The organism is Rhizobium beringeri, from assembly GCF_004306515.1.
Lineage (GTDB): Bacteria > Pseudomonadota > Alphaproteobacteria > Rhizobiales > Rhizobiaceae > Rhizobium > Rhizobium beringeri.
In genome coordinates, this window is record NZ_SILG01000001.1 from 2,312,633 (window position 1) to 2,327,383 (window position 14,751).

Here is a 14,751-nt window from a genome sequence, read left to right on the forward strand (position 1 = left end):
TTGTTCAAGACGCTGCTGGCCGGTCTGTTATTCTGACGAAACCAAATGCCGGGGACCTGCAAGCCATGTCGACAATGCCCGCGAAAATCATCCACCTGTCGATAGAGCGCGACTGGCGCGACGTCTATGACTTCGCCGGCAAGCCGGAGAACATGCCGCTCTGGGCCTCCGGCCTTGCGACCGGCTTAGAGCCTCACGGCGCCGACTGGATCGCCCACGGCGCTCTCGGCAGCGTCAAGGTGAGCTTCGTTCCTGCCAATGAATTCGGCGTGATCGACCATACGGTGACGATCGAATCCGGCCTCAGGGTTTATAATGCCCTGCGCATCGTGCCGAACGGCGATGGCTGCGAGGTCATGTTCACGCTGCTGCGTCTGCCCAACATGACCGACACACAGTTTTCCGCCGATGCAGCCCATGTCGAGAAGGATCTCGCCATGCTGAAAGCCCTGATGGAGAGATAGATGGCCGAGAAGACAGAAAACCACGACCGCCGCATCGACTATGTCGAATTCAACGTCGCCGACATTGCCGCCGCTAAAGCCTTTTACGGCTCGGCCTTCGGCTGGCGCTTCACCGATTACGGCCCCAATTATTGCGAATTCGACGATGGCCGGCTGAAGGGCGGCTTTACCGACTTCGGACCGGTGCGGCCGGGCGGTGGCCCGCTGGTCGTCGTCTATGCCAGTGATCTGGAAGACGTGCTGACCTCAGTCGAAAGAGCCGGCGGCACGATCTGCCGGCCAATCACCGATTTTCCCGGCGGCCGTCGCTTCCACTTCCTCGACCGCGATGGTTACGAGCTCGCCGTCTGGGCGGCTGCTTAGCCAGACTACCCAAGGCAGCCGATTGATCAGGCAGCCTGCGACAGCCGATCGAGATCTTCCATGACGAGCAGGGCGCCGATCACGGTACCGCCCGCATCGCGCAGCGGCGACATGCGACAGCGCACCTGCCGCGATTTGCCGCTGCCGGCCGAGCGCTCATAGGAATAGTCGATCTGTTCGCCGGCAAAACAGGCGTCGAGCTTATGCTTGGCGCATTCGGCGAACCGCTCCTCGCCGATGAATTCGGAAAGGTGGCGGCCGATGAGCTCCATCGGCTTCCTGTTGAGATGGGCGCTGTTGGCTGGATTGGAATAGAGGTAGCGATAGTCCCTTGTCAGCACCGCCACGCGATCCGGCAGGCTTTCAAGGATTACCGCGTTGAGGAACTGGCCATTGTCGGTATCAGGCACATAGGCCGGCGGCGGCTCGATGCGCACATCCTGCGGCGAAGGCACGCGCCAGTCCGGCCCATGTGCCCCGAAATAGCGGTCGAGCAGGTAGGAAAGCACCGACGTGTGCTCCGTGACGCTGGCGCTGTCGTCGGCATCCTGGCTGATCAGGTGGCTCACAAACTGCAGCTGCATGTAGACTTCGAGCAGATTGACTGCCCGGCAGGCGAGGATTGCCTCGACCAGCGGCTCGACATGGCGGTCGAGCGCCGTGACGCGCTGGTCGTCGCCCAGGCGTATGGCTTCCTCGATTTGCACGCAACGCAAGGAAAAAGCTCGAAAAAGCTCCAGCAAGACGCCTCCACTCCCATTGTACCAAGAGACGAGTCCGAAACCTCACACGGCTGCATTTCCCAAAAATGCGCCTTCCGGTAGACATTATTCGCGCCTTGGTGGTGACGGGTAACATGAAGTGCCCTCAGTTTCAATCCGAGAACACCTGCCGCTTTTCACCGCTGATAAATGAGGGTGGACGTTTTTGGAGCATGATGCCGAAAGTGTGAGCGGTTTTCGGGCGACATTGTGCTCTAACTCATCCTGATCTAAGGCGCGAGCGTCTGCTTAATCTGCCAGCGGTCGTGATACCAGAGCCACTGTTCCGGATATTCCCGCACCCAGCTTTCCACCTTGTCGTTGAGCAGCTGGGCGGCCGCCGGCAGGTCGAGATTGCCATTGGCGTCGCGCGGCATGTCCAGCCGCGGCTCGATTTCCAGCCGGTAGCGATTTCCCGGCAGTCGGATGCAGCGCGCCGGATAGACTTCGCAGTCGAACTGGCGCACCAGCTTCGGCAGCAGTGGATTGGTCTTCACGTCGCGGCCGAAGAAGGTACCCTTCAGCCCCTTGCGGAATTTCTGGTCGACCAGCACGCCCACGCCCTGACCTGCTTCCAGCTGACGGGCAAGCGCGAAGGACGAACCGGCATGCGAGGGCACGAGCTTGCCCATGCGCGCGCTCCTGAAGTCGAACACTTTCTTGGCGACATAAGGATTATTCGGCGGCCGAAAGAGCACAGTTACCGTGAGCCCGAAGGCGGCGCCCGCCACCGGCAGCAGCTCGAAATTGGCGGTATGGCCGGTAAAGACGATGAAGGGGCGCGGATTGTCACGCAGGTCGAGGAAGATCGGGACGCCCGACACCTCCACCCTGCCCGGCTCCGACTTTTCGGGATCATAGTCGAACAGCTGGTCGAGGAAGACGTATTCCGCAGCAAGCCGGCCCATATTGCCCCAACTGGCGAGCGCGATCTCCTCGATCTCGGCCTCGCTCTTCTCAGGAAAGGCGTTGCGCAGATTGGTCAGCATCAGTCTGTGGCGGCTGGTCAACCGGCCGAGGCGGCGCATCATCCTGTCGGCGAAGCGGATCGCGCCATCGGCCGGAAACAGCTTCAGGAAATTCAGGAAGCCGAACATCATCTGCGCCACCAGCCATTGCTGGAAATTCCTGAGCGCCAGAACGATCCGGGTGATGAACAGCTTCACGCGGTCAATCCATCTTCAGGATGATCTTGCCGAAGATCTGGCGCGATTCCATCCGCTCCAGCGCCCGGTCAATATCGCTGAAGCTGACCTCGGTATCGATGACGGGATGGACGAGCCCGCGGCCCATCTTCTGCATCGCATTCGCCATGTTCTCCATGCGGCAGCCGAAGGAGCCAAAGAGCTTCAGCTGCTGCTGGAACAGCATCATCAGGTTCATCTCTGTGGAAACACCCGAGGTCGAGCCGCAGGTGACGAGGCGTCCGCCACGCTTCATGCAGAGCATCGAGCCCGCCCAGGTGTCCTTGCCGACATGTTCGAAGACGACGTCAACGCCCTTCTTCTTGGTGAGTTTGCGCACCACGCCCTCGAAACGGTCGGTGCGGTAGTTGATGACGTGATCGGCGCCGAGCGCCTTGGCCCTCTCGATCTTGTCGTCCGAGCCGACCGTGGTGATGACGGTGCAGCCGATCTTCTTGGCAAGCTGGATTGCCGCCGTGCCGATGCCGGAGCCGCCGGCATGGACCAGGATGGTCTCGCCCGGCTCAAGCTTGGCATTGTCGAACAGCATGTGCTCGACCGTGCCGAAAGTGACCGGAGCAAGCGCCGCGCCGATCGCGTCGACGCCGGGAGGAGCCGGCACCAGCAGGCGCGCCGGCAGGTTGACCTTCTCCTGCGCAAAGCCGTCGAGATGGAAGCCGTGCACGCCTGAGACATGTTCGCAGAGATTGTCGCGGCCTTCACGGCAGGGACGGCAGAGGCCGCAGGTGCGCGCGCCGTAGATGGAAACGAGCTGGCCCGGCAGCACGTTGGCAACGCCCGGGCCGATCGATTCCACCACGCCCGAGGCTTCCGCACCGATGACCAGCGGCATCTTGCGCTTGGCGAATGCCATGCCACGCCAGCCCCAGACGTCGATATGGTTGAGCGCCACCGCCTTGACGCGCAGCGTCACCTCGCCAGCGGCTGGAGCATCCGGTTCCGGCAGATCGGTGATCTCAAGCTTGCGGTCGTCGATCAGTTGCAAAGCGCGCATGGCAAAATCCCTCGCCTGAAGGCGTCATCTCGTCTCAAAAATTTGTCGGGAACCGCTTAAGCCGGTTCGAGCGCCATGACAAGGCTGGCATTCTGCCCGCCGAAGCCGAAGGAGTTGGAAAGCACGGCTGAAACCTGTGCTTCCCGCTTCTTGTTCGGCACGACATCGAGAACGATCGACGGATCAGGGTTGTTATAGTTGATGGTCGGCGGCAGCGTTCCGGTCAACATCGTCTGCAGCGAGAACACCGCCTCGACGGCGCCCGCCGCTGTCAGCGTATGGCCGATCATCGACTTGTTCGACGAAACCGGGATGCCGACGAGCCGATCGCCGAACACAGCCGACATCGCGCCATACTCCATCTTGTCATTCTCCGGCGTCGAGGTGCCGTGCGCATTGATGTAGCCGATGCCGCTCTCGTCGATGCCGGCATCGGCAAGGGCCGCGCGGATCGTCGCGATTGCCGGGCCGCCATCGGGCGACGACCGGGTGCGGTGGAAGCTGTCAGCCTTGTCGCCGGCGCCCTTCATGATGCCGAGCACCTTGGCGCCGCGGGCGACTGCTGATTCCAGCGATTCCAGCACCAGCGTCGCCGCGCCCTCGGCGATGACGAAGCCGTCACGGTCCTTGCTGAATGGCTTGGAAGCCTTGGTCGGCGGATCGTTCTGCGTCGAAAGGGCTGACAGCAACGAGAAGCGGATCAGCGCTTCGGCACTCAGCGATCCGTCGGTCGCGACCGTCAGCGCGCGATCCGTGCGGCCCTGGCGGATTGCCTCGATGCCGAGCTGTATCGCCGTGACGCCCGAGGCGCAGGCGGTCGACAGCGTCACGGGCAGGCCGCGCGTGCCAAACCGGTCGGCAAGGCGCTCGGAAATCGCGCCGAACAGTGCCGCCTCATGGAAGGCCGGGTCCGGACGCTGGCGCAGCGCCGTCAGGAAGCGCTCATAGGCATCACCCGGATGGTCGGAGGCCGGCGAACGGTCGGCAAGCTCGAAGCGCGCGCTCCATTCCGGCTCGATCGGCGGGGCGGCGAGGAATAGCGGGCCGTTGAAATCGCCGGAAAGGCCGGCATCGGCCAGCGCCTCGATCGTCGTTTCGCGGGCAAAGGCATAGGAGCGCTCGACGGCGTTCGGCACCGGAATGCCGATGAAATCGACGGTGCCGGCGATCCGCGTCGACAGGCCCTCGGTCGGGAAGCGGTTGATCTCGTGGATGCCCGACGTGCCTGACGAAAGCGCTGCCCAGTTGTCGCTGAGGCCCTGGCCGAGCGAGGTGATGATGCCCATGCCGGTAACAGCCACGATCGGACGGCCGAGGTGATCTCTATAAGCGGAAGCTGTCATATCTCTCACTCCTCACGCATCTGCGGAAAGAACGGCAACGCCCTCGCCGCGCTGGTGTCCGACCGTGGTCACGACGGCGGCGGTGGCGCCTGCCCGCATCGGCGCCTCATGGGCGGCATCGAAGGGTGGAACTTTTGCCTTGCCATCGACGGCAAGCGCCGCAAGCGCCAGACCCAGCGTGAACTGCGTCTCAATCGCATGGCCGGTGATGCCGCCGAAGCCACGGATCGCAACGTCCGGCAATTGATGTTCGAGCACCGCCCGCTCACGGGCGGCCAAATCATGCATGCCGGTCGATCCGGAAAAGATCGCTGTGCTTTCGGCGGCAAGCCCGGCAGCCGGCCCCAAAAGCCGCTCCAGCCGGACTTCGAGATTGCCGGAATTGCGGTTGCCGCGGTCACCCTCGACCGCGTCGATGACAGCATAGATATGGGCGCCGCGGGCTTCGGCGTGTTTGCGCGATTCGAGCACCAGGAAGGCGCCTGCCGAACCGGTGATCATGCCGCCGCCGTCGCTCGGCTTGCGCGACCAGAGCGGCACCCAGTTGCCGCGCGCATGGGCGCCGATCGCTTCCGTGAGCAGGATCATATCGGGCCGTTCGGCCGCGAAGGCGCCGCCGACCAGCGCATGCGAGGATTCGCCTGATTTGATGCGGTAGAAGGCGGTCTCGACGGCGGATATGCCGGCTGCTTCCTCGCCCATGAAGGTGCGCGACGAGCCGGTGACCTTGTGCACGATCGAGATATTGCCGGCGAGCAGGTTGGAAAGCTGGGCGAGGAACAGCGTCGGCCTCAGCTCGGTCGTCAGCTTCTCGTTGAGCAGCAGCTCGCGGTCATTGCGCTTCAGCGCTTCGTCGACGATCAGTGTGTCGACATTGATGTCGCGCTCGCCGCCGCCGGCCGCCACGATCATGTCCATCGTGCCGCAGGCTTCGATATCATCCTTGAAACCGGCATCATCGAGCGCAAGGCCGGCGGCGAAGACGCCGATGCGCTGCCAGTTCTCCATCTGGCGCTGATCACCGCGCTTGGCGATCTGCTGCGACCAGTCGATCTCGGGCAGTGGATGCACCGGATAGGGCTTGAACTTCTCGGTCTCGACGATCGCCTTCGGCGTGCTGGCGGCCGAAAGCAGCGCGATATGCGCATCCTTGCCGACGCCCTGACAGGTGACTATGCCGATGCCCGAGATGACGACGTCGTTTGCAGCCTTGCTCATCCAATCACTCCCTGCGCCGCGATCGCTTCGAGAAGCCCGATCTCGCCGGCACGTTTCTTCACGATATCGCCGAGCGGCACCTCGGAAAACGGCATGGTGCGCAATTTCAGCTGCGCATCGCAGACCTTCTTACCACCGCTGGTGATTTTAGCCTTGGTGACCGCGAAACCCGAACCGTCATGCTCGAGCACCGCCTCGATGTCGAGCACGGCTTCCGGTTCGACGAAGGTGCGCATCTTGGCGCCGTCGACTGTCATCAGGAAGGGCATGGCTGCAAAATTGGTGACGGCAAGCACCAGCATGCCGGAGGCCTGCGCCATGGTCTCGATCAGGAGCACGCCGGGAACGAGCGGCATGCCGGGAAAATGACCCTCGAAGACAGGGCTCTTCGCCGGCACGACGGATCGCGCCTTAAGCGTGCCCTTCTTCAGGTCCACCGCTTCGACGCGGTCAATCATCTGGAAATATTCCAGCAGCATTCGGATCCTCCGGCCCGACAGGCCAGATCCGCCCGCCGGTGACGCCTACTTAGGAACAAAATCGCCCGGCCGCCATATTCAGGGCGGCAGGGCGTTCAAAAAAGACTGTTATATCGCTCAGGCCTTGGCTGCTTTGAGCTCGTCGATCTTGGCGCAGAGGTTCTTCAGCACGAAGTATTCTTCGGTGGAAACCTTGCCTTCGTTGACTTCCTGCGTCCACTTTTCGAGCGGGATCTTGATGCCGAATTCCTTGTCGATCGCAAAGACGATGTCGAGGAAATCGAGGCTGTCGATACCGAGGTCGTCGATCGTATGGCTCTCCGGCGTGATCGTCGCGCGGTCGATCTCACTGGTTTCTGCAATAATGTCGGCAACTTTATCGAATGTAGCGGTCACGCGCTGTACCTCATGAAATGACGATTTAAACCCCCTCATAGGCAAATCCATTTCAAAAGCCAATGCTTTCGTCCCGGCGTTGCGGCAATTTGCCGGCTGGGTGTTGCCTAAACAGCAATGGAATGCCGGCCTTTGCCGTCACCCAAGGCGCGAGGCGATGCCGCTGCAGAAAACCCGTCTCGCCAGCGAGGGCGAAAAAGCCGTTCGAATCAAACCCGCGGACGGCCTCGTCTCGACGCCGCACTTCCAATAACAGCCAGGGCACGCAAACTTTGATCTGGATCAAATCGCGATCCGGCCAAAATTGATAATCATCAAGCCGCGCTGGAAGAAATCGGGATAGCCGAACCCGCAATCGCGGCGTAATCGTCTAGGCTATGCCCAGCATGCCCGGCTACGCATGGCACACGCGGATTTCGAAGGGATCAGGATATGGACGTCGCACATAGTCGGGTTCTCGAGGTTGGCATCCCCGTCGCCTGCCGCTCCTGCCAGGCGCGGCACGGCGTCGTCTGCGGCGTACTGTCGAGCGGTCAGTTGAAGGACCTCGGCCGCCACTCGCTGCGCCGCAAGGTCGATGCTGGCTGCGAGATCATCGCTCAAGGGTCGGAAAGCTCTTTCTATTCGAACATCATGCGCGGGGTGGTGAAGCTCTGCAAGATGATGCCGGACGGGCGCCAGCAGATCGTCGGCCTGCAATTCGCTCCCGATTTCGTCGGCAGACCTTTCGTGCGCGAAAGCTCACTGTCGGCCGAGGTTGCGACCGATGCCGAAATCTGCGTCTTCCCCCGCAACCTGCTCGACCGCATGATATCGGAAACGCCGGAACTGCAGCGCAGCCTGCACGATCAGGCGCTGAAGGAGCTGGATGCCGCGCGCGAATGGATGCTGACGCTCGGCCGGCGCACCGCCGAGGAGAAGGTCGCAAGCCTGCTCCACCTCATCGCCACCCATGCCGAACCGCAAACCGCCACAAGCACCGCCTTCGACCTGCCGCTATCCCGCGCCGAGATCGCCGATTTCCTCGGTCTGACGATCGAAACCGTCAGCCGCCAGATGACTAGGCTGCGCAAGAGCGGCGTCATTCGCATCGAGAATTTCCGGCATATCATCGTCCCCGACATGGATGAGCTGGAGAGGATGATCAGCGCGTAAACTGGGATCAGCTGCCGATTTCGGGTCAGGCACTGATCCGGGATTAGCGTGTGATCACTACGCGGGTATTGGCAAGACCGGCCTGTCGCGCCAGCGAGAAGAACTGCGCCGCATTATCGGGATGCAGGCGAACGCAGCCATGCGAGGCCGGCCGGCCCAGGCGTTTCAGGTCGAAGGTGGCATGAACGGCGTAACCGCCGTTGAAGAACACGGCAAAGGGCATCGGCGCATTGTCGTATTTCCTGGAGCGGTGATCGCGCGACAGCCACTTGGCGCTCCACGAACCGGTCGGCGTGACATAGCCGTTGCGCGCGGTCGAAACCTTCCAGCGATACTTGACGAAGCCGTTCTCGGAAACGGTCATCATCTGCTTGCCGATGCTGATATTGGCGACCAGCGTTGCTGCCTGAGCGGCAACGGGAGAAAACTGCAGCAATAAACTTGCGGCCGCAGCCGCCAAAATCGTCTTCATCATAACCCCTCTTCGAACTCGCGCAGCTTAATTGCGCCCTCACGAAGAGAGACTACGGCAATACTTATTATATTGCTTTAATCCGAATGGTAATCACAATTTTAACGAGCCAAAGCGACAGCTGGCGCCGGAAGATAGCGGCACCTGCTCACTGGAGTTTGCGCGCCGCCGAAGGCTTCTTGAGCCCCTGGTAGGCCTTGTTCATCCTCTCGCGGATCGAGGCCATTGTGCCGAGATTATGCCCGCAGGCAGCACAGGTGATGATGTCGGTCTCCCGGATCTCGGGCCGCTCGAACTTCATCTTGGTGCTCTTGCACTTCGGGCACGGTAATTCAACCTGAACTGTCATCGCTCTGCTTCCGGTCTGATGGAGATATGAGGCGGTCGGAATAAACGTTTGCGCCTGGCCTGTCCACTGGGGGCATGCACGGCACAATCCTACAGAAAACACAAAAACAGCCCGAACGTAACACCGGCGAGCACCATGCAGCTGGCATAGAATACCGATACGCCGTCCTCGATGTCGCCTGATGTCGCCACGTCGCGGCCGGTGTCGTTGATCATCGGTTCACGCACGATGACGCCGCCATAGATGCGCGGCCCGGCGAGCTGAACGTTCAGCGCACCCGCCATGGCCGCCTCCGGCCGGCCGGAATTCGGCGAGCGGTGCAAGGCCCCGTCGCGCATCGCCACGCGGATCGCCTCACGGCCGGCGCTTGTTCCCCGCCGGATCCAGGCACCGGCGGCAATCAGCAGGATGGAGAGGCGCGCAGCCGGCCAGTTGGCGACATCGTCGAGCCGGGCGGCGGCCCAGCCGAAGTCGATGTATTTTTCCGACTTATGGCCGATCAGCGAATCTGCCGTGTTCAGCATCTTGTAGGCGAAGAGCCCCGGCAGGCCGAAGACGGCATACCAGAGCGCCGGCGCGACGACGCCGTCGGAGAAATTCTCGGCAAGGCTTTCGATCGCCGCGCGGCACACGGCTGGCTCGTCCAGCGTCTCGGGATCGCGTCCGACGATTCGGGAAACGGCGGCCCGCCCGCCGGCAAGGCCCTCGTCGCGCAGTCCAGCGGCGACGGCCGCGACGTGATCAGCAAGGCTTTTCTGCGCCAGGAAGATCGCCACCAGCCCGGTCTCCAGCAAGATGCCGACAAGGCCGAACAGTGCGAAGAACCGGCTGAACACGAAGCCTGCAGCCACCGCCAAAAGAAGCAGCGCCAGGATGGCGGCGATACCGTTCATTCGGCGTTGCGAGCCCGTGAGACTTGCTGGGTTGAGCTGCCGGTCGGCATAGGAGATCGCCGCGCCGAACATGACGACGGGATGCGGCATCCGCGACCACAGCCATTGCGGATCACCGGCGATTCGGTCGAGCAGCAGCGCCAGAAGCAGTACGAGAAGGTTTTCGTCGATCGTCATCGCTCAAATCTCTGAAGGGCTTCGCCAAGCCGCCTGTCTGCCGCCGGATCGGGCGTCAGCCCGAAACGCAGCCACTCCGGCGCATAGTCGAACTTGCGGACGAGAATATGATGGCGGCAGAGATGTGTGTAAATGTCGCCGGCTCTCGCATCGGCGACAAGGGTGAAGAGTGTCGTTCCTCCTGAAATCTGCAACCCGGCGCCCGTCAGCACCGCATGTAGGCCGGCGCAGCGTTCAATGATGCGACCGCGAATCGGAGAAACGTCCGAGCGCAGCAGCGAAGCTGCGAGCGAAAGGGCCGGGCCGGAGACCGCCCAGGGGCCGAGCCAGTCTTCGAAACGCGTGAGAATATCGCTGCGCGCAATCGCAAAACCGAGCCGCAGGCCGGCAAGCCCGAAGAACTTGCCGAAGGAGCGGAAGATGATGAGGTTGGAAAGTTGCGGCGCACGGGATGCAAGGCTGAGCGCCGGGTCGGTATCGCCAAAGGCTTCGTCGACGACAAGAAGTCCGTCCGCTGCCTTCATCCTGTCGTGCAGGGCAATCAGCGTTTCGGCCGGCCATACCAGCCCATCAGGATTGTTCGGATTGACGACGACAGCCAGCCGATGCCCGGCTCCGACCGCGGCAAGATCGTCGACCGCATCGACGGCAAAACCGGCCGAGGCGAAGGCGCGCGCATACTCGCCATAGGTCGGCGTTACCACGGCAACCTTGTTGTCCGTCACGGCGATCCGCTCGTCCGTCACGGCAACCCTGTTGTCCCTCACGGCGACCCTGTCGTCCGTGCCGCCAACCAGCCTACCCGCCTCGACGAGACGCGGCAGAAGCTGGATGACCGACTGCGTACCTGGCACCGGCAGCGGCAGGATCTCGCCGCTGCGGTAATGATCCCGCGCCGCACGCCTTGCCTCATCGATGAGATGCCGGTCCGGCAGGCGATGCCAGGCCCTTGCCGGAATGTCAGGCAGGGCGACGGGGCACGGATTGATGCCCGTGGAAAGATCGAGCCAATCTTCCGGGCTACCGCCGAAGGCAGCGGCAGCCGCGGTGATGCCGCCGCCGTGGACAATCGGTGCGCTCATGCGGCGGCTCCGGCAAGATCGATCAGATGCATGTAGGAGCCTGCCACTTGGTCGCGCCTGAGACCAGCGGCACCCAGATCGGTTCCGAGCGCATCCTGCACCTGAAAAAGCCGCTTGCCCTCGCCCTCGGAGACGACGCTGGAATAGTGGAATTCATGGGCCGTCATCATCCGCGCAAAAAAGGCGCCGTCGAGGGGCACAACACGGCGATAGCCGAGATGACGCTTTCGCTCGGCATAGGTGGTGACGACGGGCAGCAGGCCGAGCATTTCGTGGCGATGCCCCTTTGCATCGATCAGGCCGTCGCCAAGCACCATGTAGCCGCCGCATTCGCCATAGATCCGGATGTCGCGCGCTGCCGCATCGAGCATGCCGGCGCGGAAATTCTGCGCCTCTGCCAGCCGCCCGGCATGCAGCTCGGGATAACCACCGGGCAGATAGATCGCATCGGCATCACCAGCCGGCGCCTCGTCGGCGAGCGGCGAGAAAAAGGAAATCGCAGCACCCCGGCGGCGCCAGCCGAGCAGCATATGCTCGTAGGAAAACGCAAAGGCGACATCGCGCGCCACGGCGATGCGGGCACCCAACGGCGGCAACCGGTCGATATTGGCGGCCGACGGCCGGTTGAGCCCCTGCTTGGCGATGCGCAGCAGGAATTCAAAATTACATTCCTCGGAGACGGCATCCGCCGCATGGTCGATGAAATTGTCGAGGGTTGCGTGTTCGCCGGCCTGGACGAGGCCGAGATGGCGCTCCGGCAGGGAAAGCGCCTTGTCGCTGCCGATGACGGCGATGACAGGCATGCGGATAGCTTCGAGCGCCTGCCGCAGCATCGCCTCGTGCCGGTCGCTGCTGACCTTGTTGAGGATGACGCCGGCGACGCGGACATCAGCACGGAAACCGGCAAAACCAGTAACCAGCGCCGCCACCGACTGCGACATGCGCGAGGCATCGACGACCAACACCACGGAAAGCCCAAGCTGGGCCGCCAGATCGGCTGCCGTCCCCCTTCCGTCAGCCGCCCCGTCGAAAAGCCCCATCATCGCCTCGATGACGAGGATGCGGTCGCCAGAACGGTGAAGGGCGGCATTGGCCGAGATCAGCTCCGGGCGCATCGCCCAGGGATCGAAATTCAGACAGAGCGTGCCGCTCGCTGCCGCATGGAAGGCGGGATCGATATAGTCGGGGCCGGCCTTGCCGGGCGCGACCGCGATGCCGCGCCGGCGAAGCGCTCGGAGCAGCCCAAGCGTCACCGTCGTCTTGCCGGCGCCGGAGGAAGGGGCTGCGATCAGGAGGCCGCTCATGCTCTCACCTTGCCGGATCGGCGGAACGGATCGGGTTGCAGGCGCCGCCCCGCCAGCGCGCCAAGCCAGTCGAGCGAAGCTCGGAGCCGGACCACCTCACCGACGACGACCACTGCCGGCGGCTCCAAGCCGGAGGCGGCAACGGCCCCGGTCGCCTCTCCGAGCGTTGTCTCCAGCACCTGCTGCCGGCCGGTGGCGGCATTGCAGACGAAGGCGACGGGTTCCGACGCCAGCCGTCCTGCGGCGATCAGGTGGGCGCTGATCTCGGCGATATGCTTCATCGCCATGTACATGACGATGACGGGCGAGCCCCGGCCGATCGCCTCCCAGTCGATCCTGTCGGGCACGATGCCGGAGGAATCATGGCCGGTGAGGAAGGTCACGGCATGGTTGATGTCGCGATGCGTCACCGGAATGCCGGCATAGGCGAGCCCGCCGATGCCGGCGGTGATGCCGGGCACGATGCGGAAGGGGATGTTGTGCTCGACCAGCGTCAGCGCCTCTTCGCCGCCGCGGCCGAAGACGAAGGGATCGCCGCCCTTCAGCCGCAGCACTCGCTTGCCGGCGCGCGCCAGCTCCACCAGCCGCAGCGAAATGTCGCGCTGCTTCGCCGAAGGCTTGCCGCCGCGTTTGCCGGCATATTCCACCAGCGTTTCCGGCCGCGCCAGCGCCAGGCATTCCTCGTTGACCAGCGCATCGTGGACGATGACGTCGGCCTCGGAAAGCCCCTTGGCGGCGAGCAGCGTCAAAAGCCCGGGATCGCCGGGACCGGCGCCGACGAGCCAGACGCTGCCCGGCTCAAGCACCGGAAGATGGGAGAATGCGGCATCGATCATCCTGCTGATCTAGGCCCCGCAAAGGGCAAGGTCAACGCCGCGCCCATCACCTCACTTGAAGTTGCTGAGATGACCACGACTCACTTTGTGAAGTGTCGGATTCAAATCCTCGGAGAACCCGCACAACGCAATGAATATATTGCAATATATCCCGAAGACCGGCCGCGATGCTGCCGGCCTTCAAGCTTGTCAGGCTGCAAGCAGCGTATTGCGGATGAGGTCGAGGACCCTCTCCGACTCGATGCCGGTGCAGACGATCTGGCTCGGCAAGCCATCCCAGGCGCCATCAGGTGGAAAATGCCGCCCATCTCGCCTGACGATCGTCTGGCCATCGGCAATGCCGCCGCAGACGACGCGCACCGCACCCGATATCGACGAGAACAGCTCCGGCGCCACGGCATAGACACAGGCGCAGCTGTCATGCACCATCATGCCGTCCTCGACCGCATGCTTGTAGAAGTCGATGTAGGACTGCGAGAGTGCGTCGAGCTGCTTGACCGCCTTGTCACCCCTAGCTGCCATTTCACCGAGATAGCTGCGGCTCATCGTGGTGATTGCGGTGACATCGAGGCCGATGACGGCCACCTTCCACGGCGCGGTCATGACGATGTCGGCGGCCTCGGGATCACCGTGGATATTGGCCTCGGCGACCGGCGAGACATTGCCCGGCACATAGAAATTGCCGCCCATGATGACGACGTCCTTGGCCAGCGTCGCAATCTCGGGGTCTTCCTTCAGCGCCAGCGCCAGATTGGTCATTCGGCCAACGGCGACGAGTCGCACTTCGCCCGGATGGGCGCGCACCGTGTCGATGATAAAGCGATGCGCCGGGCGCGGATCGAGCGCCAGGTCGATCGTCTCGGGCACGTCGATATCACCGAGGCCGTTCTCGCCATGCACCATGGCCGGCCACGGCCGCTCGGCGCGCGCGGAATCGATGGTGACGCTGGCGCCTTTTGAAACGGGTGCCGGAATATTCCATTCGCGCTTGAGGAAGAGCGCATTGCGCGTCGTCGTCTCGACCGAGGCGTTGCCGAAAACCGTGGTGATACCGAGAAGGTCGATCTCGGGATGACGATGCAGGAAGAGAAGCGCCATGGCGTCGTCGACGCCAGGGTCGGTGTCGTAGATGACCTTGTGCATGAGATATCCTCTAGATGTGAACCGGGAGGCTGCCGGACGGCGCCGCGAATTGGCGCCACCATAACGCCAGAGAATGCTGCTGAAAAGTGCGAGCAGTTTTCAGCCGACATCATGATC

18 protein-coding genes are annotated in these 14,751 nt (G+C 62.9%); 3 read left to right on the forward strand and 15 right to left on the reverse strand.

The window, feature by feature from the left end:
* The first annotated feature begins 65 nt into the window (after nt 1-65).
* Both ELH03_RS11660 and ELH03_RS11665 read left to right on the forward strand, forming a co-directional pair.
* A complete protein-coding gene (locus tag ELH03_RS11660) occupies nt 66-464 on the forward strand; it encodes an SRPBCC family protein (RefSeq protein ID WP_128404692.1) in 399 nt (132 codons plus the stop codon).
* The gene (locus ELH03_RS11665) at nt 465-827 is read left to right on the forward strand and encodes a VOC family protein (RefSeq protein ID WP_017988602.1); all 363 of its coding nucleotides are present in this window, start codon (nt 465-467) and stop codon (nt 825-827) included.
* 26 nt (nt 828-853) lie between these two features.
* Here the strand turns inward: ELH03_RS11665 and ELH03_RS11670 are convergent, their stop codons facing one another.
* The 8 genes from ELH03_RS11670 to ELH03_RS11705 all read right to left on the reverse strand — a co-directional run bounded on the left by ELH03_RS11670 (nt 854) and on the right by ELH03_RS11705 (nt 7,509).
* Nucleotides 854-1,570 carry a PAS domain-containing protein gene (locus ELH03_RS11670; protein ID WP_018074610.1) on the reverse strand — a complete coding sequence of 239 codons (717 nt, stop codon included), beginning with the start codon at nt 1,568-1,570 and terminating at the stop codon, nt 854-856.
* Nucleotides 1,571-1,818: 248 nt separating this feature from the next.
* Nucleotides 1,819-2,754, reverse strand: a complete 936-nt coding sequence (locus ELH03_RS11675; protein WP_130658965.1) for a lipid A biosynthesis lauroyl acyltransferase — start codon at nt 2,752-2,754, stop codon at nt 1,819-1,821.
* 4 nt (nt 2,755-2,758) lie between these two features.
* On the reverse strand, nt 2,759-3,787 hold the full coding sequence (locus ELH03_RS11680) for a zinc-binding dehydrogenase (RefSeq protein ID WP_027684358.1): 1,029 nt from the start codon (nt 3,785-3,787) through the stop codon (nt 2,759-2,761).
* A 56-nt stretch (nt 3,788-3,843) separates the two neighbouring features.
* Complete coding sequence (locus tag ELH03_RS11685; RefSeq protein ID WP_003540471.1) at nt 3,844-5,130, reverse strand: beta-ketoacyl-ACP synthase; 1,287 nt, start codon at nt 5,128-5,130, stop codon at nt 3,844-3,846.
* A 12-nt stretch (nt 5,131-5,142) separates the two neighbouring features.
* Nucleotides 5,143-6,348, reverse strand: coding sequence for a beta-ketoacyl-ACP synthase (locus tag ELH03_RS11690; protein ID WP_130806681.1), 1,206 nt, complete (start codon nt 6,346-6,348; stop codon nt 5,143-5,145).
* Nucleotides 6,345-6,827 (reverse strand): 3-hydroxyacyl-ACP dehydratase FabZ family protein, encoded by a 483-nt coding sequence (locus ELH03_RS11695; protein WP_003540474.1) that lies wholly within the window; start codon nt 6,825-6,827, stop codon nt 6,345-6,347. The genes ELH03_RS11690 and ELH03_RS11695 overlap by 4 nt, the downstream gene beginning before the upstream one ends.
* Nucleotides 6,828-6,944: 117 nt before the next feature.
* Nucleotides 6,945-7,223: an acyl carrier protein gene (locus ELH03_RS11700; protein WP_003540486.1), complete on the reverse strand. Its 279-nt coding sequence runs from the start codon at nt 7,221-7,223 to the stop codon at nt 6,945-6,947.
* Between the two features lie 52 nt (nt 7,224-7,275).
* Nucleotides 7,276-7,509: a hypothetical protein gene (locus ELH03_RS11705; protein WP_128411161.1), complete on the reverse strand. Its 234-nt coding sequence runs from the start codon at nt 7,507-7,509 to the stop codon at nt 7,276-7,278.
* A 146-nt stretch (nt 7,510-7,655) separates the two neighbouring features.
* Between ELH03_RS11705 and ELH03_RS11710 the strand changes: the two genes are divergently transcribed.
* Nucleotides 7,656-8,378 (forward strand): Crp/Fnr family transcriptional regulator, encoded by a 723-nt coding sequence (locus tag ELH03_RS11710; RefSeq protein ID WP_130658966.1) that lies wholly within the window; start codon nt 7,656-7,658, stop codon nt 8,376-8,378.
* A 43-nt stretch (nt 8,379-8,421) separates the two neighbouring features.
* Here the strand turns inward: ELH03_RS11710 and ELH03_RS11715 are convergent, their stop codons facing one another.
* From ELH03_RS11715 to ELH03_RS11745, 7 genes are all read right to left on the reverse strand, one after another.
* Nucleotides 8,422-8,853: a L,D-transpeptidase gene (locus ELH03_RS11715; RefSeq protein WP_196767180.1), complete on the reverse strand. Its 432-nt coding sequence runs from the start codon at nt 8,851-8,853 to the stop codon at nt 8,422-8,424.
* Nucleotides 8,854-8,998: 145 nt separating this feature from the next.
* The gene (locus tag ELH03_RS11720; RefSeq protein WP_128404697.1) at nt 8,999-9,199 is read right to left on the reverse strand and encodes an ECs_2282 family putative zinc-binding protein; all 201 of its coding nucleotides are present in this window, start codon (nt 9,197-9,199) and stop codon (nt 8,999-9,001) included.
* Nucleotides 9,200-9,288: 89 nt separating this feature from the next.
* Nucleotides 9,289-10,269 (reverse strand): adenosylcobinamide-phosphate synthase CbiB, encoded by a 981-nt coding sequence (gene cbiB / locus ELH03_RS11725; RefSeq protein WP_128411163.1) that lies wholly within the window; start codon nt 10,267-10,269, stop codon nt 9,289-9,291.
* Nucleotides 10,266-11,351: a threonine-phosphate decarboxylase gene (locus ELH03_RS11730; RefSeq protein ID WP_128411164.1), complete on the reverse strand. Its 1,086-nt coding sequence runs from the start codon at nt 11,349-11,351 to the stop codon at nt 10,266-10,268. Before ELH03_RS11730 ends, cbiB begins: the two co-directional genes overlap by 4 nt.
* The gene (locus ELH03_RS11735; protein ID WP_128411165.1) at nt 11,348-12,655 is read right to left on the reverse strand and encodes a cobyrinic acid a,c-diamide synthase CobB; all 1,308 of its coding nucleotides are present in this window, start codon (nt 12,653-12,655) and stop codon (nt 11,348-11,350) included. Before ELH03_RS11735 ends, ELH03_RS11730 begins: the two co-directional genes overlap by 4 nt.
* Complete coding sequence (gene cobA / locus ELH03_RS11740; RefSeq protein ID WP_128404701.1) at nt 12,652-13,491, reverse strand: uroporphyrinogen-III C-methyltransferase; 840 nt, start codon at nt 13,489-13,491, stop codon at nt 12,652-12,654. The genes ELH03_RS11735 and cobA overlap by 4 nt, the downstream gene beginning before the upstream one ends.
* A 189-nt stretch (nt 13,492-13,680) precedes the next feature.
* On the reverse strand, nt 13,681-14,634 hold the full coding sequence (locus tag ELH03_RS11745; protein WP_128404702.1) for a nucleoside hydrolase: 954 nt from the start codon (nt 14,632-14,634) through the stop codon (nt 13,681-13,683).
* Between the last annotated feature and the right edge of the window lie 117 nt (nt 14,635-14,751).